Below are 20,067 nucleotides of genomic sequence, written 5' to 3'. Positions count from 1 at the left end.
TTGCTGGATGATGGCTTCCGAAGTGCGTACTTCACGATAGTCGTAATCGCGCAGCACGCCATCGTTTTCGATGCTGGAAATGCCGATGATGCCGTAGTCCACCTTGAACTGGCGGATCAGCTGCACCGTGGCTTCGCCGGTGATGCCGCGGTCGCGCTTGCGCAGCACGCCACCCAGCACGATGACCTCACAATCGGGGTAGTCGCACATCATGTCGGCCACGTGCAGGTTGTTGGTGATCACCCTGAGGCCGCGATGGCGGTGCAGCGCCTTGGCCACTTCCTCGGTAGTGGTGCCGATATTGATGAACAGTGACGCATTGTCGGGAATCTGCTTGGCCAGCAGCGCGGCCAGACGGCGCTTTTCTTCTATGCACAACACCTGACGGGCGTTGTAGGCCACGTTTTCCACGCTGGACAGCACGCTGGCACCACCGTGATAGCGCTGCAGCAGCTGGTGTTCCGCCATCAGCGCAATGTCGCGGCGTATGGTCTGGTGGGTGACGCCAAAATGGGCGGCCAGCTTTTCCACGGTGACATAGCTTTCGCGATGGACGATGCCCAGCAGTTCCTGCTGGCGCTGATTGAGAATGATCATGGTGGCGGGTCGTTTGTCAGTATGCTGCGGTGTTGGAGGCTGTCTGATTCTACATGAGCGGCGCATTTCGCCAAATGCCGTTGGTTTCAGGCCGCCTGGCTTAGCATCCTGCTCACGCGTTCGGCCAGCGCCAGGCAACTGGTCAGGCCGGGGGATTCGATGCCGTACAGATTGATCAGCCCGGCCACGCCATGCTGTGCCGGGCCCTGGATGACAAAGTCGGCATCCGGCTGGCCCGGCCCTGCCAGTTTGGGGCGCACCCCGGCATAGCCCGGCTGCAATGCATTGTCCGGCAACTGCGGCCACCAGCGACGGATGCTGTGATAGAAGGCAGCGGCGCGCGTTGGGTCCAGCCGGTAGTCCACGCCGTCTATCCATTCCACATCCGGGCCGAAGCGCGCCTGTCCGGCCAGATCCAGCGTCAGATGGCAGCCCAGCCCGCCCGCTTCCGGCAGCGGGTAAATCAGCCGCGAGAACGGCGAACGCCCGCTCAGGCTGAAATACACACCACGGGCATAGTGGGCGGTCGGGATGGTTTCACGTGGAACACCCGCCATGCTGGCGGCAACAGCCGGTGCCCAGGCGCCGGCTGCGTTGATGACAAATCTGGCCTTGATGGTGATGCCGGCGATTTCCAGTTCCATGCCATCTGCCACTACCCGGCCACTGTTGAATGGGGAATGGCAGGCCAGTTGCGCGCCGTGGGCTTCGGCATCGGCCAGCAGGGCTTGCAGCAAGGCGTGGCTATCGATAATGCCGGTGGAGGGAGACCGCAAGGCGGCATGTGCTTGCAGTTGCGGCTCCAGCGCACGTACCCCGGCGGCATCCAGCCATTGCAGGTCATCCACGCCATTGGTGACAGCGCGGCGGGCAATGTCCTGCAAGCGCGGCATGTCGGCAGCAGTGTTGGCCAGCAGCAGCTTGCCGATACGCTGGTGCGGGATGTGCCGCTCGGTGCAATAGCGGTACAGCATGGCACGGCCCTGCACGCACAGCCGCGCCTTCAGGCTGCCCGTGGGGTAGTACAGCCCGGCATGAATCACCTCGCTGTTGCGGCTGCTGCAATGCTGGCCAATCTGGCCTTCTGCCTCGCAAATCAGCACTTCGCGCCCGGCCATGGCCAGTTGGCGGGCAATGGCCAGGCCCACCACGCCCGCGCCTATCACCACGCAATCCACCTGATCCATCACAGCCGCCCTGCCAGTTGTTCTGCGGCCAGCCAGCCCAGCAGGTGGATGTCCTCGGCCAGCTGGGCAGACCAGGGTTGGCCGCAGTTGATGCGCAGGCAGTGGCCAAAACGCGGCTCGGCAGAAAATACCAGGCCGGGGGCAAAGCTGATGGAGCGGGAGAGCGCGGCTTCCAGCAGGGCCTGGCTGTCCAGCCCTTCCGGGCCTTCCACCCACAGCAACATGCCGCCTTGTGGCCGCCGTACGCGGGTGCCGCGCGGGAAGGCGTCCAGCACGGCGTCGCTCAGTTGTTCCATTTGCTGTTTCAGCTGCTGGCGGATGCGCTGGCTGATGCGGGCGTAGTCGCCGCTGGCCAGCATCTCGGACAACACGCCAAGCAGGATGGCCGGGCTGACCAGGCTGCTGCTTTCGCGCAGCCGCTCCAGCGCGGCATGGTGCCGCCCGCCGGACAGCCAGCCCAGACGGAAGGCCGGGGCAAAACTCTTGGTGAAGGACGAACAGTAAATCACGTCGCCATCGTGGTCCCAGGCCTTGAGCGGGGCCGGATGCTGGTTGCCGAAATACAGCTCGCCAAACACATCGTCCTCGATGATGGTGAGGCCATGACGGCGCGCCAGTTGCAGCAGGCGTTTTTTGTTGTCGTCCGGCATCAGCGCACCGGTGGGGTTCTGGAAGTTGGTCACCGTCACCAGGCATTTCACCGGCGCACCGTGGCGCAGGGCGAATTCCAGCGCCTCCAGCGACAGCCCGGCATCCGGCGTGCAGGGAATCTCCAGCGCCTTCAGGCCCAGTGATTGCAGGGTTTGCAGCAGGCCGAAGTACACCGGGGTTTCCACCGCCACCACATCGCCCGGGCGGGTGAGGTGGCGTAGCGACAGGCTGATGGCTTCGGTAATGCCCTGGGTGAACAGGATGTGGTCGGCAGGAATATCCAGCTGCCAGCCAGAGGCCAGACGGCGTATTTGCTGGTACAGCTGTTGCTGGTCGGCGGTGGGCAGGTAAGCGCCAATCAGCTCCGGCTGGCGGGCCAGCCGCATTTGCATGCGCCGTGACAACTCCTGCGCCGGATACAGGCTGTGGTGCGCCTCGGCCATGTGCAGCTGCTGGCGGATGGACGAGGCCGACAGGCGGATCAGATTGCTCATGCGGCTGTCCACGTCCACCAGCGCGGCGGCGGTAGGGCCGGGCGGGGTGATATGGCCGCTTTCCGCCACATGGCGCGGCAAGGCCGCAAAGAAACCGCTGCGTGGCCGTGCCACCACCCGCTGCTGTTCTTCCAGATGGCGATAGGCCGCCAGCGCGGTAAGGGTGTTGACGCCATGTTCGGCTGCCAGCTGACGCACAGCAGGCAGGCGGCTGCCCGGCGGCCATTCGCCACTGTCCAGCCGCTGTTGCAGCTGGTGGGCGATATGCAGGTAGAGCGGAGTGTCGGTCATCGCTGTTCTATATAACAGATTCAGCCCAGTCTACGCTGTTTGTCCGCCGTGTGGGAAGGCAGACCGGCCGACATTGTTTACCCTGTGTGCATTGACGCATCCTGGAGTTCATCCATGTCCACGCTTTCCCCGCGAGAGTCTCCTGCCAGCCCGACGCATGCTGATCGTGTGCCGTTCAGCTGGTCCCATTTCTCGCCTTCGGCCGGGCTTGCCGCAGTGCTGGCACTGCTGGTGGGCTATTCCGGCCCCTTTCTTATCATTGTGCATGCCGCCCAGTCTGCCGGATTGAGTGCAGCCCAGCTTGGCTCCTGGGTGTGGGCGGTGTCCGTTGCCTCCGGCGTGGCCGGTATCTGGCTGACCTTGCGCTGGCGCGTTCCGGTCATTACCGCCTGGAGCACGCCCGGTGCGGCGCTGCTGCTGGCGGCGCTGCCCGGCGTGCCCTATGGCGAGGCCGTCGGGGCGTTCCTGGCTGCCGCCGTCATTGTCACCCTGGTGGGGGTGAGCGGTGCCTTTGACAAGCTGATGAAGATTTTCCCGGCCTCGCTGGCGGCCGCCATGCTGGGCGGCATCCTGTTCCACTTTGTTGCCGACGTGGCAGGTGCCGCCAGCCAGCAGGCGCTGCTGGTGGTGCCGATGACGGTGCTGTTTTTCATTGGCCGCAAGCTGTTTCCGCGCTTTGCACTGCTGGCCGCCATTGGGCTGGGCCTGGCCATTGCCAGCTGGCAAGGCATGTATGGTACGGCGGGCAGCTGGCAGGGCAGCAGCGGCCCCTTGTTCACCATGCCGCAGTGGTCGTGGACGGCCTTCGTCAACCTGGCCTTGCCGCTGGCGCTGCTGGCGCTTACCAGCCAGTTCTTGCCCGGCATGGCGGTGCTGTCTGCTTCCGGTTACCACATTCCGGCCCGCTCGCCGGTTACCGTGCTGGGGCTGGCTTCAGTCATCACCGCGCCGCTGGGCGGCCATGGCGTGACGCTGGCGGCCATCATCGCCGCCATTTGCACCGGGCCGGAAGCCCATCCGGACCCGCAACGCCGCTACATGGCCGGGCTGGTGTGCGGTGTGCTCTACATCGTGCTGGGTATTGCCGGTGGTGCACTGGCTGGCCTGGTGCTGCTGTTGCCCAAGGCGCTGGTGGTGACTGCAGCCGGCTTGGCGCTGTTCGGCACGCTGGCGTCCTCGCTCACCGCCGCATTGATGGACGAAGGCCATCGCGAAGCCGCCTTGCTTACCTTTGTGGTGGCTGCGTCGGGTGTCACCATCGCCGGGCTGGGCTCGCCGCTGTGGGCGGTACTGGCCGGTGGCAGCGTAAGCTGGCTCTTGAAGGCGCGCCCCAAAAGCACGCCGGCCAGCAAGCCGGTGATGCAGGGTAAAAACTGAGAGCTGAGTCAGACAAGACAATGGCCGCTTGCATGTGCAAGCGGCCATTTTTTATTGGTAGGACAGGGTGAGAATTACTGCCGATGGGCCAGCGAAGACCGTGCTGTCTTCAGGCTGATGTGCCCAGCATCAGTACATCGACCAGCAGTCCGCTTGGTAATGCTTCTTGCAGCATGCGTGCGCTGAGGAATGGCCAGTGCGCACACGGTCAGCGGGCGTTGCAACAGCATCGGGCCACGTCGCCGGGCCATGAAGTGGGACAGGCTGCCTGCAAATACAGCCACCATGCCATTCGATATGGGAAATATCTGGCAGCACAGATACTTGCTGGTGCTTGGCCGGTGATGTGTTGGCGGCTCAGAGCTTCAGCAGCCCCAGTACCAGCGCAACCACGCCGCCGGCAATCAGCGGCCCCACCGCCAGCCCACGGAAAAAGCACACGCCGATCAGCGTGCCTATCATCAATGCCGTTACCGCTTCGGGTGAAGACTTCATGAAGGGCACGCCCTGCCCGGCAATCCAGGCCACCAGCAAACCGGTCAGCACCGCGATGATGCCGGCGGGCGACTTGAACACATTGGCAATGCTGTTGCCATCCACCCGGCCGGATACCACCGGAACCAGCACGGCGGCAGTGAGGATGGCCACGCCAACATTGATGCCTTTGGATTCGATTACCGGCAACCAGCTGTCCAGCCCCAGCAGCTTGATCAGCAGCAAGACCAGCGCGGCAATGGATACCGTGAAATTATTGCCGATCAGCGAGATGGCCAGGATGAACAGGATGGGGAGATTGTCAAAATGCATGCGTATCACTTGAGAAAGAAAGGCGTGAATCCGGCCAAATGAGCACTCTGGCAAGGCCTGCCGGGGCAGCTGCCGTGCCAGAACAAAAGCCATGCAATTATACGGCTGTAAGCCCGACAAGCTGCCGGCAATCAACAGCTAAATATTGTTTACATGCCACTGCTGCTGGCCGTGTGCCAGCTTCTGCACAGAGGGGTTACACCTGCCTGCACACACCATGAGAGCGGCATGATGGCAATGCTGGTCATGTTCTGGCTGGCCGTGTACAGTGTCTGCTCTGTATACAATCCGCAGTTTGCGTGATTTTTCGCCATAAAATGCCAGCTTGCCGGTAGTTGCGCGGATGGCATGGCCAGATAAAGGAGTATGAGTGATGTTTTCTGCTGCCACCTATCAGCAGCGCCGTAGCGCGCTGCAGCAGTCCATGCCGGACAGCCTGTTGTTGTTTGTCGGCAATGTGGATTCGCCGATGAACTACCACGACAACATCTTTCCCTTTGTGCAGGATTCCAGCTTCCGCTACTTCTTTGGCCAGAACCAGCCGGGCATGGCGGCGCTGATCGACACTGCCGCAGGCACTACCACCCTGTTCGGCAATGAGCCGGCGGTGGCCGACATCGTGTGGACCGGCCCGCTGCCAACGCTGGCCGAGCGCGCCGCCTCTGCCGGCATCAGCCACAGCCAGCCTTATGCCGCGCTGGAGCAAGCGCTGGCTGACGCCCATGCTGCCGGGCGCGCCGTGCATTATCTGGCACCCTACCGCGGCGAGACCAAACTGGAGCTGGGCCGCCTGCTGAATGTGCATCCGGCCAAGGTGGCGGCAGGCTTCTCGCCCGCGCTTACCCGCGCCGTGGTGGCGCTGCGTGAAATCAAGAGCGCGGAAGAAGTGGCGGAAATGGAAGCCGCGCTGGCGGTGACCGGTGCCATGCATGTGGCCGCCATGCAGGCCTCGCGCCCCGGCGTGGTGGAACATCAGGTGGTGGGCATCATGGAAGGCATCATGCGCCGTCACGACTGGCAGCTGGCTTATCCGTCCATTTTCTCGCGTCGCGGCGAAGTGCTGCACAACCATGCCCACGACAATGTTCTGCAAAAGGGCGACCTGGTATTGAACGACACCGGCTGTACCTCTGGTGGCGGCTACGCCAGCGACATTACCCGCACCTTCCCGGTGGGTGGGCGGTTCAACCAGCAACAGCGCGAGCTGTACAACATCGTGCTGGACATGCAGCTGCAGGCCATCGCCGCCATCAAGCCCGGCGTGCGCTATCTGGATGTGCACAAGCTGGCAGCGCAGGTGATGGTGCAGGGCATGAGCGAGCTGGGCTTCTTCCACGGCCCGGTGGAGGAGATTGTCGAGTCCGGTGCCTATGCCATCGCCTTCCCGCATGGACTGGGGCATCAGATCGGCATGGATGTGCACGATATGGAAGGCCTGGGTGAGGATCTGGTGGGCTATGACGACAGCGTGCAGCGCAGCGGGCTGTTCGGCCTGGGCTATCTGCGGCTGGGCAAGGCGCTGAAAGCCGGCATGGTGCTGACGGTGGAGCCGGGCATTTATTTCATTCCGGCGCTGATTGCCGCCTGGCAGGCCGAGGGCCGTCACAGCCAGTACATCAACTATGAACGCTTCGCCGACATGAACGGTTTTGGCGGCATCCGTATCGAGGACAATGTGCTGGTGACGGAAACCGGCAGCCGGGTGCTGGGCGAGCCCATCCCCAAAACCGTGGAAGAGCTGGAAGCCATCATGCAGATGTAAGCTGTTTTGCTATCGCACCAGCAATGAAACCGCCTTCACGGCGGTTTTTTCATGTCCGGCGTGGCAGGAGGGGAAGGGGCATGACCGCGATCACTGGTTGGTCGGGCAGGGATGCAGTACAAGAGGCAGGTCTGGCGGGCTGGGCTGGTCGCGTTGATTTTTCAGCATGGCTTGTGACTGTATTAGCCGTTGCGGAAGCTGGCCGCTTGCCGGCAACACTTATTTGCAGCTTGGGCCATCACGATGGCCTTGCATCTGGAAAATCCTGCCTAGAATGAAATCTGGGCCGGAATAGGGGAGACAGTTCCGGTGCAACCCGTCAGCGACGTGACAGCCTGCCTGCCGCGCCACTGTGACCAGGCAACAGCCTAGCCAGACAACAACATCCATCAGCTGGAGAGTCACATGGAAACCACATTCCAAGCGCTGCCATCCATGGCCATGCCCAAACATACCGATCTGGTTCACCTGGACCAGCGCCCGCAGCGGCCCATCAATCTGAAAAGCCCGGCGCTTGAGGTGATGACCGACCTGCGCATCATCGACCCGGTGAGCATTGGCGAGGACGAAGCCCTGCGCCATGCGCACAACCTGATGATCAGCCGCGGCATTCGCCTGCTGTTTGTACAGGACGACGAAAGCAGGCTGGTGGGCCTGATCACCGCGTCCGACATTCTGGGTGAACGCCCGGTGCAGTGCATGCTGGAGCACGGCAAACGCCACGATGAAGTACTGGTGCGCGACGTGATGACTCCGCGCAGCGAACTGGAAATGCTGTCGCTGGCCGATGTGCAGCACGCCACCGTCGGCCACATGGTGTCCACGCTGAAGCAGCAGGGCCGGCAGCATGCGCTGGTGGCCGAGCTGGACCTGAACACCGGCCATTACCAGTTGTGTGGCATGTTCTCGTCTTCGCACATGGCACGGCGACTGGGCATGCCGCTCAATTTCATGCGCGTGCCGCAGGCCTTGTCGGAAATCCAGCACGCCTTGCTGCACGAAGGCTGAACCAGTTACGGGCTGGCCCGGCTTTCAGTTGCCTTCGCCCGCCGTGTCTTGTGGCACGGCGGTGCTGTACTTGGTGGTTTCCATCACCACCAGCGATTCAAACTCGCGCACATTGTCATTGCTCATGATGTGCTCGCGGCAAAAGCGTTCGTAATCGCCCATGTCCCGCACCAGCACCACCAGCACAAAGTCCGGCCGCCCGGTCACGTGGTAGCACTCCACTACTTCCGGCGCGGCGCGGATAGCCTGCTTGAAGGCATCCACCAGCGCAATGCGCTCGCGTTCCAGAATCACATTCACCACCAGCCGTAACGGGCGTCCCAGCACGGCCGGGTCCACCAGGGCCACTTCGCGGCGGATGATGCCCTCGCCGCGCAGCCGTTTGAGCCGCCGGGTAACGGCGGTGGGCGACAGGCTGACGGCTTCGGCCAGTTCGTCGTGGGTGCGGCGCGCGTCTTCCTGCAGCAGGGCCAGCAGTTTGCGGTCGTAGCTATCCAGCTGTTTGTCTTCTGCCATATCAGTTTTCCTGCATTGAATATTCAAAATCATCAGTTTGCGTGCATTCTGGCGCAGTAAAACGCAGCGGTGCAAGCTGGCGTGCTGCTTACACTGGCAGCATCCATCGGAGATGCACCATGTCGGCTTCCAGTACCACCCTCAACCCTTTCCTGTCCCGCTCCGCCGCGTCAGCACGCTGGCTGCCCATGCTGTTGTTTGCCGCACTGGTGACGCTGTGGGCCTACAACTATGTGGTGATGAAGCAGACCTTGCAGGCCACCACACCCATTACCCATCTGATTCTGCGCACCACGCTGGGTAGCCTGACCCTGTTTGGCGTGCTGCTGGCCCGTGGCCGTGCCATCCGGCCCCAGCGCCTGACACAGGCGGCGCAAGTGGGGCTGAGCACCACCTGCCTGTACAGCCTGTCCATTACCCTGGCGCTGGTGGCGGGGGCGGCGGGGCGTACCTCGGTGCTGGTGTTCACCATGCCGTTCTGGGTGGCGCTGCTGTCACGCTGGCTGCTGGCCGAACCGTTTGGCCGCCGTACCGGCCAGGCCTTGGCTGCCGGTTTTGTCGGGCTGATGCTGATTGTGGCGCCATGGCAGCTGCATGGCGGGGTATTGCCCATGCTGCTGGCGGTGCTGGCCGGTTTCTTCTGGGCCTTGGGTTCGGTACTGAGCAAGCGGGCGACGCGCTGTGGCCAGCTCGACAGCCTGAATTTTTCGGCCTGGCAGGCGCTGATCGGCCTGTTGCCGATTCTGGCCCTGTGGCCGTGGGCGGATTTTGCCCATATCCACTGGTCCGGCAGTTTTGTGCTGGGCCTCTTGTATGCCGGGGTGTTGTCCAGTGCGGTGGGCTGGCTGGCCTGGTTGTGGCTGCTCAAGCGTTTGCCTGCCAGCACGCTCAGTTTCAATGCGCTGGTGATACCGCTGCTGGCGGTGGCCATGGCGGCGTTGCAGCTGGGCGAATGGCCCTTGGCGCGCGAGCTGGCCGGCATGCTGCTGGTGGGGGTGGGGATTGTGCTGATTGCCAGGCGCTGAGCCGGGCTGGCGAAACAACAAGGCCGCATAGCGGCCTTTTCCATGTTGAAGATGCAGTTCGATGCGGACTCAAACCACCAGCGAAATCAGCGTGCCGACGGTGACTGCCGCTGCCGCCCAGCGTCCTGCGGTGAAGTAACTGTTGTCAGACTGGGTCGGTGCCGGGGCGGGGTCGGCTGCCGGGTCGGGCAGGTTAAGCACACCGTAGGTAAAGGATTTGACGGCGGATGGCGCGTTGTCATCCGTGCTGGCTGCATTGCTGTCGCTGCTGGCCTCATCCGCCTTGCCCTTGCTTTGCAGTTTCACGATGGTGGACGGCGAGGCGCTTGCCGCCTTGCCATCGCTGTCCAGCGTGTTGCTGTCTTTACCTGCCCTGGCGGCAGTCTTGCCGCTAGTGCTCAGCGTACTGGTGCCGCTGGTGTTCACCGCGTTTGTTTTGCTGATATCCATCACGGTCTCGCTGCATACAAATGATGATCGGATGCTTCATTATCGGCATGCCAGCGCGCAGGCATGAGGCCGCTGGATGTAAAGATCGGGTAAAGAAAGGTTAAGCGTGCCGGTTTGTACTCAGCCCAGCTGCTGCACGGTGTCACCCTCGGCCGGCTGGCAATCATCCGCCATGTCGTCCCAGCCACGGTGAGTGACCAGGGTCTTGCCACGCAGGCATACCTGTATGCGCTCGGTTCCGGCGGCCTGTTGGCGCACAAAACCTTCGATTGCCGAGGGCAGGCTCACCTGATAGCGGTTTGCCGCCAGTTCGCTGTCCGGGTGGTCGCCATTGTGCACCAGCGGCACCACATTGGCCGCCCACACCATGTAGCGGTGTTTCACATCGACGGTATCCGGGCGGTAGCCCTGTTGTTGCAGCCAGTCCTGTGCCTGCTTGCGGCCGTCGCCTGCGCGCGGTAACTGCCCCCAGGCGTGGGCCAGCAGCTCCACCAGCCACTGGTTGCAGTTCTGGTAGCGGGTGGAGAAGGGATAGGCGTTGGCGCTGTAGTCCCCACCCAGCAGTTGCAGCGACAGCTTGTTGTCCAGCGCGGCTGTTACCAGTTGTTCTTCCTGTTTTGCCGGCAGCAGCAGGATGGACAGGTAGACATTGCTGCCTTGCGGCTGGTCGATCAGGAAGCCCGGCAGGCCCTGGTCGTACAAATGCGGACGCTGTTCCTCACAGGCGTAGTACAGCTGGCGTACCGACCAGGGAGAGTTGGCATTGTTGCGCAGGCTGATACCCGCGTGGGACAGGCGGATGTGAAAACGCTCCAGGTCCAGCCCGGAGCGGGAGATGATGGCCGCCTGATGGCCGGAGTCATCCAGCAGCTGGCGTACCTGCTGGCTGAACAGCAGCAGGTCGCTCTTGCGTGCCACGCTTTGCTGTGAGGCCTGTTCGCAGAACATCAAGGAAGACGCCGCCGCAGCATTGGCCAGTGTGGCCGACACGGCAAACAGCCCTGCCATCAGCAGGGCTTGCAGTCGTCGGCCGGTGTGACGGTGCAGCAGGATCAGGACACCACCTTGGGCTGCACTTCGGACTTCCACGCCTGATCCAGCAGCAGGGCAAACGGTTGCTGGTTGTCGGCGCGGGCAAACACCAGGCCATAGGCCTGTTTTTGCGCATGCACGATCTGGCCGGTTTCCACGCCGCTGTGCTTCACATCAGCCTGTGCCACGAACAGATTGAAGGGCTCGGTATTGTTGGCGGCTGCCACCGGCACCAGGGTGAGCTGGGTTTTGCCCGAGTGGTCGGCCTGGGCCACGGCCACCACCTTGTAGTCGCCTTCGGCGATATTGCCGATGGCCTTGGAGGAGTTTTGCAAGGAGGTGGAAATGCTGCCCACCGTAGCGCTGACACTGTCGGATACCGACAGCATGGAGACGGCAGCATTAGCCTGGGTGCATAGCAAGCCCAGCATCAGGCAGCAGGAAGAGGCTAGGGTTTTGTGCAGTGTGATCATGGTATTGGCTATGTCCATCCGGAACGGAGTCTTGCTGAAGAGAAAGCGCACTGCCGCAACGGCCCTGTGCGGGTAAGCAACCTGCCGGAGTGAAGCCGTGGCAAGGTCGGGTTTGCGCCAGCCATGTATTCATGGCCTACAGTTGGTCTGCGTGCGCAGCGGTATTGTTCCGGGCATGGCGGGCCAGCGACAAGCAGATTTACAAAATTTGATGCGTCTGCCAGCTGCCCGCTCCGGGGTGCAGCGCTCTTGTCAGTCAGCAGGCAAGACGGCAAGATCAGGCGATTGTCCCCAGTCGGAGACAGCACATGGCCTGCCGGCCATGGCTGAATACAACGATGCACCCGGAGCGGCCTGCCAGTTCTGACGCTGTTGAATCACCCGGTCACGACAACCCTTCCAGTCGGCCGGTGTCCTTGCATGCCATTGTCACCACAGTGAATGTACTGGCCGAGCAGGGCATTGCCGCGGCCGAAGTACTGGCCGGCAGCGGCATTCCGCCGGAGCGCCTGCTGGAACCGGCAAGGCTGATCAACCACCATCAGGAACTCACCGTCTTTGACACCGCGCGTCGCCTGTCGCAGGACGATGCCCTTGGCCTGCGGCTGGGCCATGCCATGCATACCTCCAACTACGGCATTCTGGGTTACACCATGCTGGTGAGCCCCACCTTGCGGGTGGCACTGGAAACCGCCATCCGCTTTCCCCTGCTGCTGGCCAGCTATTTCACCCTGCGGCTGGAAGAGCGGGGCAAGGATGCCTGCCTGCTGGCCGAAGGCTACCGCTACCGCGAGGATCTGCTCAGCTTCAATGCCGAAATGTGCCTGTCCTCGATGTGGACCATTGCCCGCGACTGCATGGGTGTGCGCTGGTCACCCAGGGCGGTGCACATGTGTTTTGCCCCGCCCGCGCATGCCGGGCTTTATCCGGCCATTTTCGGTCAGGCGGGCAGCTTTGACATGGCGGAAAACGCGCTGCTGTTTCCGGCCAAATGGCTGGATCGGCCCCAGCCGCTGGCTGATGCGGTCAGCTTTCACATGGCGCTGGAGCAATGCCAGCGCCAGCAGCAGCAATGGGCCAGCAGTCACGGCTCGGCACTGGTGGCGCGGGTATTGCGCCTGATGCAGTCCGACCCGGTGCGTTTTGCCCGGCTGGACGAGCTGACCGCCACCTTGCACATGTCCGAGCGCACCCTGCGGCGCAAGCTGTCCGCGCTGGGAACCTCGTTCCAGGCCTTGCTGGATCAGGCGCGGCACCAGCAAGCGCTGCATCTGCTGCAGGAAAGCAGCCTGTCCATCGGCATGATTGCCGAGCGGCTGGGCTTTGCCGAATCCGCCAGTTTCCGCCACGCCTTTGCCCGCTGGACCGGCAAGCGACCCTCCGATTTGCGGCGCTGACGCCGCTGCGCTTTCCTGCCTTTCTACCCCCGCCGACATTGCTGCCGGGCCGTAGGCCTGCGCTGTCTGGAATGGCCTGTCCAAAGCGATAGCTGTTGTCCTAAGCGCGGTGCGCACGCCATTTTTGGCCGTATTTATCCCATAGTTGACCGCTTTGTATCTTTTCGTTGCAGCACTTGTTGGCAGAATGAATAAAAAAAAGACGGACCACTCAATGTCATTGCCAAGGCCAGTTCTCCCTCGCCAGGAAAGTGCCACGCGGCTGCCCGGCCTACAGGCAATGCCATGTCCGATCACACAACACGGAGGAGAAACCATGAGCAAGCCAGGCTTTGCCGCCCGTAAGATGGCGCAGCCCCCGGCCTCGTACCAGCCGCAGTGCCCATCCGGCAGCCTGCACGGGCGAGACCGTTTCCCGATCCGCCACGGCAGTTCCTTCCTGTGCGATGACCCGGCTGCACGGCAGAACCCGTGTGGTCATGCCCGCCCGCCCGGCGTGTAGCGCCAGGCCTTTCCTGATTCTGACAGCAGCCCAACACCATCGCCGCTCGGCGTGGTGCGGGGACGTGTTTTCACTGCATTTGCACCGGAGGACTGCCATGACCGGCAATCGTGTGGCAATTGACGTCGACCATGTCTGCAAGCGTTTTGGCCATGATGAACATGCGGTACTGGCGCTGGATCATATTGCGCTGAGCATCCGCGAGAACGAATTCTTCACCCTGCTGGGCCCGTCCGGCTGTGGCAAGACCACCTTGCTGCGTATGATTGCCGGTTTCGAGGACGTCAGCAGCGGCGACATCCGCCTGTATGGCGAATCGCTGTCCGGCAAGCTGCCCTTCCAGCGCCCGGTAAATACCGTATTCCAGAGCTATGCCTTGTTTCCACACCTGACCGTGGAAGAAAACATCGCTTTCGGCCTGGAAATGCGCGGTGTCAAAGCCGCCGACATCAAGCCCATCGTGGCGGAAAAGCTGGAGCTGGTGAAGCTGTCCGGCTTTGCCCGCCGCTGTCCGCACCAGCTGTCCGGCGGCCAGCAGCAGCGGGTGGCGCTGGCCCGTGCGCTGGCACCGTCGCCCAAGGTATTGCTGCTGGACGAATCCCTGTCCGCACTGGACCTGAAACTGCGCAAGGAAATGCAGGTGGAGCTCAAGCGCCTGCAACGCGAAACCGGCATCACCTTTGTATTTGTCACCCACGATCAGGAAGAAGCACTCACCATGTCCGACCGCATCGCGGTGATGTCGGCGGGCAAGCTGCAACAGGTAGGCAGCCCGGAGGACATTTACGACCGTCCGGCCAACCGCTTCGTGGCGGACTTCATCGGCGAAACCTCCTTCCTGCAAGGCCGGGTGGCTGATGGACTGCTGCACTTTGGCGATGCCGGCAGCCTGCCCGGCACCGTGCTGGACCAAGGCCACGACGGCCATGCCGCCTTGGCGGTGCGCCCCGAGCGCCTGCAATTGTCCACCAGCGGCCACGGCCTGCACGGCGTGGTGTCCGAGGTGGTGTATCGCGGTGTGGATACCGTTTACACCGTGCAACTGGCCGACGGTCAGCCTTGCCGGGTGCGCAATACCAATGACAGCGGAGCAGTGCGGCTGGCGCGGGTGGGCGAGCGCGTGCAGCTGTCGGCGCAGCCCGGTGCCTTCCACCGTTTGCAGGAGGCCGACCATGTCGCTTGATCCGCATCGGCGCTGGCGCCGCCGCCTGCTGCTGGCACCCACCACGCTCACCTTGCTGCTGTTCATGCTGCTGCCCATGCTGTTGATGGCGTGGATGTCGGTGTTGGCCCCCGACACCTATGGCGGCGTGCGCTGGCATGAATGGAGCGTGGATGCCTATGTGCAATTCCTGTACGAGCGCGATCTGGACGACAGCCTCACGCTCAACAGCGATTACCTGCAAATCTTCGGCCGTTCGTTCTTGCTGGCCGGTTTTGCCACGGTGGTGACGCTGCTGATCGGCTTTCCCACCGCGCTGTATATCGCGCTGAAAGAGGAAAAAACCCGCCAGCGGCTGATCCTGCTGATTTCCATCCCGTTCTGGACCAACCTGCTGGTGCGCACCTACGCCTGGATGCTGCTGCTGCGCAATGGCGGGCTGATCGACAGCAGCCTGTCAGCGCTGGGCTTGAGCCAGGGTGCGCTGGATGTGCTGTACACCCCCACGGCGGTGGCCATCGGCTTTGTCTATTCCTTCCTGCCCTTCATGGTGCTGCCTATTTACACCAGTCTGGAAAAAATGGACTGGCGGCTGGTGGAAGCGGCCTTCGACCTTGGTGCCAACCGCTGGCAGGCGCTACGGCGGGTGATTCTGCCGCTGGCCATGCCCGGCATCGTGGCGGGCTGCCTGCTGGTGTTCATTCCGGCCATCGGCTCCTATTACATCCCGGAGCTATTGGGCGGCGGCAAGAGCCTGATGATAGGCAACCTGATCCAGAACCAGTTTGGCACTGCGCGTAACTGGCCGTTCGGTGCTGCCTTGTCCTTCATGTTACTGGCGCTGGTGATGCTGGCGATGTGGGTTTACACCAGGCGCTTCCAGCGCCCTCCGGGAGAATGACATGCAAGCATCCAATACCCTGTGGCGCTTTCGTGGTGTCACCCCCACCGCCATGCTGGCCTTTGTCTATCTCTACCTGCCCATCGTGGTGCTGGTGGTGCTGTCCTTCAACGCCAACCGCATTGCCACGCTGTGGACCGGTTTTTCCTTGGACTGGTATCTGAAGGTGATGGACAACGACAACATCCTGCGGGCCACCAAAAACTCGTTGATCATCGCCTGCGGTGCCACGGTGCTGGCCACCAGCTTTGCCACCATGGCGGCGCTGGCCATGGCGGGCAGGCGCTTTCGCGGCCAGGCCTTCATCAATGCCATGCTGGGCCTGCCGCTGTTGGTGCCGGAAATCGTCACCGCGGTGGCCTCCTTGCTGTTTTTCCTGGCGCTGGGGCTGGACCTGGGGCTGATGACGGTGCTGATTGCCCACACCGTGTTCTGCATTCCCTTTGCCTACCTGCCCATCCGCGCCCGGCTGGAAGGGCTGGACCCACGGCTGGCGGAAGCCGCGGCGGACCTGTACGCCGGGCCGTTTGCCACCTTCCGCCGGGTGACCCTGCCCTTGATCCTGCCCGGTGTGCTGTCCGGCGCCATGCTGGCTTTCATCGTGTCGCTGGACGATTTCGTCATCACCTTTTTTGTGGCCGGTGCCGGTGCCACCACACTGCCGGTATACATCTTCGGCCTGATCCGCATGGGCATCACCCCGGAAGTGAATGCGGTGTCGGCGCTGATGCTGCTGGTGTCCATTGCTTTTGTCGCGCTGTCCTACTGGATGGGCCAGCGCAAGTCCTGAACCGGGTCGGCGGCTGTTCCGCCCCTCATGTTTCGCTTGTTGCACAACATACGAAGGAGAAATGCCATGAAAGTCTGCAAACTGCATTCGCTGGCCCTGGCGGCTGGCCTGCTGGTATCCGCCTCGGCCATGGCCGGGGGCGAGCTGAACCTGTACAACTGGTCCGACTACATCCCGCAGGATTTGCTCAAGCGCTTCGAGAAGGAAACCGGCATCAAGGTGAATCTGGATGTGTTTGATTCCAACGAATCCCTGCTGGCCAAGCTGAAGGCCGGGGCCAAGGGCTACGACGTGGTGGTGCCGTCCGACTACATGGTGAAGATCATGCGCGACGAAGGCCTGCTGGAGAAAATCGACGTCAGCAAGATGCCCAATTTCAAGCTGGTGCAGGCTCCGCTCAACAAGCCGGATTTCGACCCGCAACGCGAATACTCCGCGCCATACATGTGGGGGGTAACCGGCTTTACCTATGACGCCAGCCGCGTGCCGGGCGGCAAGCTGGACAATAGCTGGAAGAGCTTCTTTACCCCGCCGGCCGCGCTCAAGGGCAAGGTGGTGGCGCTCAATGACGTGGCCGAGCTGTACAAGGCCGCCGCCATTTATCTGAAGGTGGACCAGTGCACCGAAGACCCCAAGCAGGCCAAGCGCATCCAGGACCTGCTGGAAGCGCAAAAGCCCATGCTGGCCATGTATAACTCCGACGGCACCATCGAGCGCATGCAGGCGCAGGAAGTCATCATGCACCAGCAATGGAACGGTGCTGCTTACCGCACCCGCCAGAAGCTGAAGTCCGCCGTGTTTGTCTATCCGAAAGAAGGCATCCCGTTCTGGAACGACAATCTGGTCATCCCCAAGGGTGCCAAGAACCGCGATAACGCGCTCAAGTTCATCAACTGGATGATGGAGCCGAAGAATATCGCCGAGGCCTCCAATTTCACCGGCTACAACAACGCCATCAAGGGCAGCTCTGCCTATTTTGTCGCCGACCTCAAGGCCGACCCTGCCATCAACCCCACCGCCGCCATGCGCGCACTGTTTGTGCCCAACAAGAACTGTTCGGCCAAGGCCAATGCCCTGCGCGACCGGGTGTGGACCAAGCTGAAGAAATGACACTTGCCGGCTGAGGCCGGCTTTCCCTTGCAAACACAACACAATGCCGCCGGTTCCCCACCCGCGGCAAGGAGACCTGCATGCTGACGATTTACAGTGACGACCACCACCTGCACCACGGCAATGCCGAGCTGATCGACGGCACCCTCAAACCCTGCTTCGAGATGCCCAGCCGCGCCGACATGGTGTTGCAGCGGGTACGGCAAACCGGGCTGGGCGACATCATTGCTCCCACCGAACACGGGCTGGAGCCGCTGTTGCGCGTGCATGACGCGGGCTATGTGCGTTTTCTGGAGCAGGCCTGGAGCCTGTGGCAGGCCGAAGGCCGCAACCACGACGCCCTGCCGCTGGTATGGCCGGTGCGCGGCCTGCGCACCGACCGCATTCCGCAGGACATCGACGGCCTGATGGGCTATTACTCCTTTGATGCCGGGGTGCCCATCACCGCCGGCACCTGGCAGGCCATCCGTTCCTCGGCCAATGTGGCGCTGACCGGGCTGGATGCCATGCTGGCCACCGGGCACAGCACCTTTGCCCTGTGCCGCCCGCCCGGCCACCATGCTGCGGCGGATTACATGGGCGGCTATTGCTACCTCAACAATGCCGCCATCGCCGCCCAGGCCATGCTGGACCGTGGTGCCAAGCGGGTGGCGATTCTGGATGTGGACTACCACCATGGTAACGGCACGCAGAGCATTTTCTATCAGCGCAGCGATGTGCAGTTTCTGTCCCTGCATGGCGACCCGACGGTGGAATACCCCTTCTTCCTCGGCCATGCCGACGAGACCGGGGAGGGTGCCGGGCTGGGCTTCAATCACAACTACCCGCTGGCCCATGGCACGGACTGGTCGCACTACGGCCCGGCGCTGGCCGATGCCTGCAGCAAGATTGCCGCCTACGCACCGGACGCACTGGTGGTGTCGCTGGGGGTGGATACCTTCGAGCAGGACCCGATCTCCCGATTCAAGCTGAAAAATGCCGACTACCTGCGCATGGGCGAAGCCATTGCCGGACTGGGCCTGCCCACCTTGTTCGTGATGGAAGGCGGCTATGCGGTGGAAGACATCGGGGTGAATGCGGTAAATGTATTGTCCGGCTTTGAAAGTGTGGCAGGCTGACGATGGCGGGGAGGCCTGGCGGCCTCCCCATCACTGGCTTCAGGCATGGGCCGGGGCAAAACTGTCCGCCTGCGCCATGCGCCACATGCGGCCATAAAACTCGGCCTTGATGTCGCTGCCCAGCAGCTCGCCCCGCTGCAAGAACACATGCAGCTGGGAGAACAGGCGGATTTCGGTATCGCTTACCCTGCGTACCAGATGGTGGGCTTCCAGTTGTGAGGGATGAGTGAGGCCGGCGGCGGCCAGCATCTCGGACAGCGCATGCAGGGTGTTGCGGTGGAAGTGATATACGCGCTCGGCCTTGTCCGGCACTACCAGTGCGCGCTGGCGCAGCGGGTCCTGTGTGGCCACGCCGGTGGGGCAGCGGTTGGTGTGGCAGCTCTGGCTCTGGATACAACCCACGGCAAACATGAAGCCGCGGGCGGAATTGGCCCAGTCCGCCCCGATGGCCAGCACGCTGGCAATGTCGAAGGCGCTGATGATCTTGCCGCTGGCGCCCAGCTTGATCTTGTCGCGCAGATTCAGCCCCACCAGGGTGTTGTGGACAAACAGCAGGCCCTCGCGCAGCGGTACGCCAATGTGGTCGGTAAACTCCAGCGGAGCCGCGCCGGTGCCGCCTTCCTTGCCGTCCACCACGATGAAATCCGGCAGGATGCCACTTTCCAGCATGGCCTTGGCAATGGCCATGAATTCCCACGGATGGCCAAGGCAAAACTTGAAGCCCACCGGTTTGCCGCCAGAGAGCTCACGCAGCCGGGCAATAAAGGCCATCATCTCCAGCGGCGTGGAAAACGCGCTGTGGCTGGAGGGTGACACGCAGTCCTGCCCCAGCGGCACGCCACGGGTGGCGGCAATTTCCGGCGTCACCTTGTGCTTGGGCAGAATGCCGCCGTGACCCGGCTTGGCGCCCTGGCTGAGCTTGATTTCAATCATCTTCACCTGCGGGTTTTGCGCCTGCCGGGCAAAGCGTTCCGGGTCGAAACGGCCCTCATCGTCGCGGCAGCCAAAGTAGCCGCTGCCCAGCTCCCATACCAGGTCGCCGCCGTATTCCAGATGATAAGGGCTGATGCTGCCCTCGCCGGTGTCGTGATAGAAGCCGCCCTGTTTGGCTCCTTGATTGAGGGCGCGGATGGCATTGGCGCTGAGCGCACCAAAGCTCATGGCCGAAATATTGAATACCGAGGCCGAGTAGGGCTGCGCACATTGCGGGCCGCCAATCTGCACCCTGAAACCGGCCGGGTCGCTGCGCGGGGCCGGGCGGATGGAGTGACTGATGAATTCGAAGCCGCTGCCATATACATCCAGCAGGGTGCCGAAGGGTTTGTCGGCCTGGGTGTTCTTGGCGCGGGCGTAAACCAGCGAGCGCTGGTCACGCGAGAAGGGCAGCTGCTCGCCATCGGCTTCCAGCAGGTACTGG

Annotated in this window: 20 protein-coding genes; 11 read left to right on the top strand and 9 right to left on the bottom strand. The window is 62.6% G+C overall.

Going from position 1 to position 20,067, the window contains the following annotated elements:
* The 3 genes from JHD62_RS17820 to JHD62_RS17810 form a co-directional block, all read right to left on the bottom strand.
* On the bottom strand, positions 1-597 hold a 597-nt coding region (locus JHD62_RS17820; RefSeq protein ID WP_199104025.1), incomplete at its 3' end, for a DeoR/GlpR family DNA-binding transcription regulator.
* A gap of 86 nt (positions 598-683) precedes the next feature.
* Positions 684-1,784, bottom strand: a complete 1,101-nt coding sequence (locus JHD62_RS17815) for an NAD(P)/FAD-dependent oxidoreductase (RefSeq protein WP_199104024.1) — start codon at positions 1,782-1,784, stop codon at positions 684-686.
* The gene (locus JHD62_RS17810; RefSeq protein ID WP_199104023.1) at positions 1,784-3,220 is read right to left on the bottom strand and encodes a PLP-dependent aminotransferase family protein; all 1,437 of its coding nucleotides are present in this window, start codon (positions 3,218-3,220) and stop codon (positions 1,784-1,786) included. Before JHD62_RS17810 ends, JHD62_RS17815 begins: the two co-directional genes overlap by 1 nt.
* A gap of 114 nt (positions 3,221-3,334) precedes the next feature.
* Between JHD62_RS17810 and JHD62_RS17805 the strand changes: the two genes are divergently transcribed.
* Positions 3,335-4,597: a benzoate/H(+) symporter BenE family transporter gene (locus tag JHD62_RS17805; protein ID WP_199104022.1), complete on the top strand. Its 1,263-nt coding sequence runs from the start codon at positions 3,335-3,337 to the stop codon at positions 4,595-4,597.
* A gap of 357 nt (positions 4,598-4,954) precedes the next feature.
* On the opposite strand, the gene JHD62_RS17800 is transcribed toward JHD62_RS17805, so the two are convergent.
* Complete coding sequence (locus JHD62_RS17800; protein ID WP_045845990.1) at positions 4,955-5,404, bottom strand: DUF441 domain-containing protein; 450 nt, start codon at positions 5,402-5,404, stop codon at positions 4,955-4,957.
* Positions 5,405-5,777: 373 nt separating this feature from the next.
* Here JHD62_RS17800 and JHD62_RS17795 point away from each other — a divergent pair, with 373 nt between their 5' ends.
* Both JHD62_RS17795 and JHD62_RS17790 read left to right on the top strand, forming a co-directional pair.
* On the top strand, positions 5,778-7,166 hold the full coding sequence (locus JHD62_RS17795; protein WP_199104021.1) for an aminopeptidase P family protein: 1,389 nt from the start codon (positions 5,778-5,780) through the stop codon (positions 7,164-7,166).
* 405 nt (positions 7,167-7,571) lie between these two features.
* The gene (locus JHD62_RS17790; protein ID WP_045845992.1) at positions 7,572-8,174 is read left to right on the top strand and encodes a CBS domain-containing protein; all 603 of its coding nucleotides are present in this window, start codon (positions 7,572-7,574) and stop codon (positions 8,172-8,174) included.
* 24 nt (positions 8,175-8,198) lie between these two features.
* Here JHD62_RS17790 and JHD62_RS17785 read toward each other — a convergent pair whose 3' ends face one another.
* Entirely contained in the window at positions 8,199-8,690 is a 492-nt protein-coding gene (locus tag JHD62_RS17785) for an Lrp/AsnC family transcriptional regulator (RefSeq protein WP_131356947.1), read from the bottom strand.
* 119 nt (positions 8,691-8,809) lie between these two features.
* Here JHD62_RS17785 and JHD62_RS17780 point away from each other — a divergent pair, with 119 nt between their 5' ends.
* Complete coding sequence (locus JHD62_RS17780; RefSeq protein ID WP_199104020.1) at positions 8,810-9,715, top strand: DMT family transporter; 906 nt, start codon at positions 8,810-8,812, stop codon at positions 9,713-9,715.
* Between the two features lie 69 nt (positions 9,716-9,784).
* Here the strand turns inward: JHD62_RS17780 and JHD62_RS17775 are convergent, their stop codons facing one another.
* The 3 genes from JHD62_RS17775 to JHD62_RS17765 all read right to left on the bottom strand — a co-directional run bounded on the left by JHD62_RS17775 (position 9,785) and on the right by JHD62_RS17765 (position 11,670).
* The gene (locus tag JHD62_RS17775; RefSeq protein WP_199104019.1) at positions 9,785-10,165 is read right to left on the bottom strand and encodes a hypothetical protein; all 381 of its coding nucleotides are present in this window, start codon (positions 10,163-10,165) and stop codon (positions 9,785-9,787) included.
* A gap of 120 nt (positions 10,166-10,285) precedes the next feature.
* Positions 10,286-11,254, bottom strand: a complete 969-nt coding sequence (locus tag JHD62_RS17770; RefSeq protein WP_199104018.1) for a DUF2145 domain-containing protein — start codon at positions 11,252-11,254, stop codon at positions 10,286-10,288.
* Positions 11,218-11,670, bottom strand: a complete 453-nt coding sequence (locus JHD62_RS17765; RefSeq protein ID WP_199104017.1) for a hypothetical protein — start codon at positions 11,668-11,670, stop codon at positions 11,218-11,220. Before JHD62_RS17765 ends, JHD62_RS17770 begins: the two co-directional genes overlap by 37 nt.
* A 308-nt stretch (positions 11,671-11,978) precedes the next feature.
* On the opposite strand from JHD62_RS17765, the gene JHD62_RS17760 reads away from it, so the two are divergent.
* From JHD62_RS17760 to JHD62_RS17730, 7 genes are all read left to right on the top strand, one after another.
* A complete protein-coding gene (locus JHD62_RS17760; RefSeq protein WP_199104016.1) occupies positions 11,979-13,067 on the top strand; it encodes an AraC family transcriptional regulator in 1,089 nt (362 codons plus the stop codon).
* 316 nt (positions 13,068-13,383) lie between these two features.
* Positions 13,384-13,569, top strand: a complete 186-nt coding sequence (locus JHD62_RS17755; RefSeq protein WP_199104015.1) for a hypothetical protein — start codon at positions 13,384-13,386, stop codon at positions 13,567-13,569.
* A gap of 97 nt (positions 13,570-13,666) precedes the next feature.
* The gene (locus JHD62_RS17750) at positions 13,667-14,752 is read left to right on the top strand and encodes an ABC transporter ATP-binding protein (protein WP_199104014.1); all 1,086 of its coding nucleotides are present in this window, start codon (positions 13,667-13,669) and stop codon (positions 14,750-14,752) included.
* Complete coding sequence (locus JHD62_RS17745) at positions 14,742-15,632, top strand: ABC transporter permease (RefSeq protein ID WP_199104013.1); 891 nt, start codon at positions 14,742-14,744, stop codon at positions 15,630-15,632. Before JHD62_RS17750 ends, JHD62_RS17745 begins: the two co-directional genes overlap by 11 nt.
* 1 nt (position 15,633) lies before the next feature.
* Positions 15,634-16,422 carry an ABC transporter permease gene (locus tag JHD62_RS17740; protein ID WP_199104012.1) on the top strand — a complete coding sequence of 263 codons (789 nt, stop codon included), beginning with the start codon at positions 15,634-15,636 and terminating at the stop codon, positions 16,420-16,422.
* Between the two features lie 66 nt (positions 16,423-16,488).
* Positions 16,489-17,532 carry an extracellular solute-binding protein gene (locus tag JHD62_RS17735; RefSeq protein ID WP_045846309.1) on the top strand — a complete coding sequence of 348 codons (1,044 nt, stop codon included), beginning with the start codon at positions 16,489-16,491 and terminating at the stop codon, positions 17,530-17,532.
* An 80-nt stretch (positions 17,533-17,612) separates the two neighbouring features.
* Positions 17,613-18,650 carry a histone deacetylase family protein gene (locus JHD62_RS17730; RefSeq protein ID WP_199104011.1) on the top strand — a complete coding sequence of 346 codons (1,038 nt, stop codon included), beginning with the start codon at positions 17,613-17,615 and terminating at the stop codon, positions 18,648-18,650.
* Positions 18,651-18,689: 39 nt separating this feature from the next.
* On the opposite strand, the gene JHD62_RS17725 is transcribed toward JHD62_RS17730, so the two are convergent.
* The coding region (locus JHD62_RS17725) for an FMN-binding glutamate synthase family protein (RefSeq protein ID WP_199104010.1) at positions 18,690-20,067 on the bottom strand (1,378 nt) is incomplete at its 5' end.

Source organism: Aquitalea sp. ASV11 (assembly GCF_016429185.1).
GTDB lineage: Bacteria > Pseudomonadota > Gammaproteobacteria > Burkholderiales > Chromobacteriaceae > Aquitalea > Aquitalea pelogenes.
This window is presented reverse-complemented; position numbering and strand designations above follow the sequence as displayed.

Coding starts and splice junctions, on each gene's coding strand:
- JHD62_RS17815 (WP_199104024.1), bottom strand. CDS start 1,784: ATGGATCAGGTGGATTGCGTGGTGATAGGCGCGGGCGTGGTGGGCCTG.
- JHD62_RS17810 (WP_199104023.1), bottom strand. CDS start 3,220: ATGACCGACACTCCGCTCTACCTGCATATCGCCCACCAGCTGCAACAG.
- JHD62_RS17805 (WP_199104022.1), top strand. CDS start 3,335: ATGTCCACGCTTTCCCCGCGAGAGTCTCCTGCCAGCCCGACGCATGCT.
- JHD62_RS17800 (WP_045845990.1), bottom strand. CDS start 5,404: ATGCATTTTGACAATCTCCCCATCCTGTTCATCCTGGCCATCTCGCTG.
- JHD62_RS17795 (WP_199104021.1), top strand. CDS start 5,778: ATGTTTTCTGCTGCCACCTATCAGCAGCGCCGTAGCGCGCTGCAGCAG.
- JHD62_RS17790 (WP_045845992.1), top strand. CDS start 7,572: ATGGAAACCACATTCCAAGCGCTGCCATCCATGGCCATGCCCAAACAT.
- JHD62_RS17785 (WP_131356947.1), bottom strand. CDS start 8,690: ATGGCAGAAGACAAACAGCTGGATAGCTACGACCGCAAACTGCTGGCC.
- JHD62_RS17780 (WP_199104020.1), top strand. CDS start 8,810: ATGTCGGCTTCCAGTACCACCCTCAACCCTTTCCTGTCCCGCTCCGCC.
- JHD62_RS17775 (WP_199104019.1), bottom strand. CDS start 10,165: ATGGATATCAGCAAAACAAACGCGGTGAACACCAGCGGCACCAGTACG.
- JHD62_RS17765 (WP_199104017.1), bottom strand. CDS start 11,670: ATGATCACACTGCACAAAACCCTAGCCTCTTCCTGCTGCCTGATGCTG.
- JHD62_RS17760 (WP_199104016.1), top strand. CDS start 11,979: ATGGCCTGCCGGCCATGGCTGAATACAACGATGCACCCGGAGCGGCCT.
- JHD62_RS17755 (WP_199104015.1), top strand. CDS start 13,384: ATGAGCAAGCCAGGCTTTGCCGCCCGTAAGATGGCGCAGCCCCCGGCC.
- JHD62_RS17750 (WP_199104014.1), top strand. CDS start 13,667: ATGACCGGCAATCGTGTGGCAATTGACGTCGACCATGTCTGCAAGCGT.
- JHD62_RS17745 (WP_199104013.1), top strand. CDS start 14,742: ATGTCGCTTGATCCGCATCGGCGCTGGCGCCGCCGCCTGCTGCTGGCA.
- JHD62_RS17740 (WP_199104012.1), top strand. CDS start 15,634: ATGCAAGCATCCAATACCCTGTGGCGCTTTCGTGGTGTCACCCCCACC.
- JHD62_RS17735 (WP_045846309.1), top strand. CDS start 16,489: ATGAAAGTCTGCAAACTGCATTCGCTGGCCCTGGCGGCTGGCCTGCTG.
- JHD62_RS17730 (WP_199104011.1), top strand. CDS start 17,613: ATGCTGACGATTTACAGTGACGACCACCACCTGCACCACGGCAATGCC.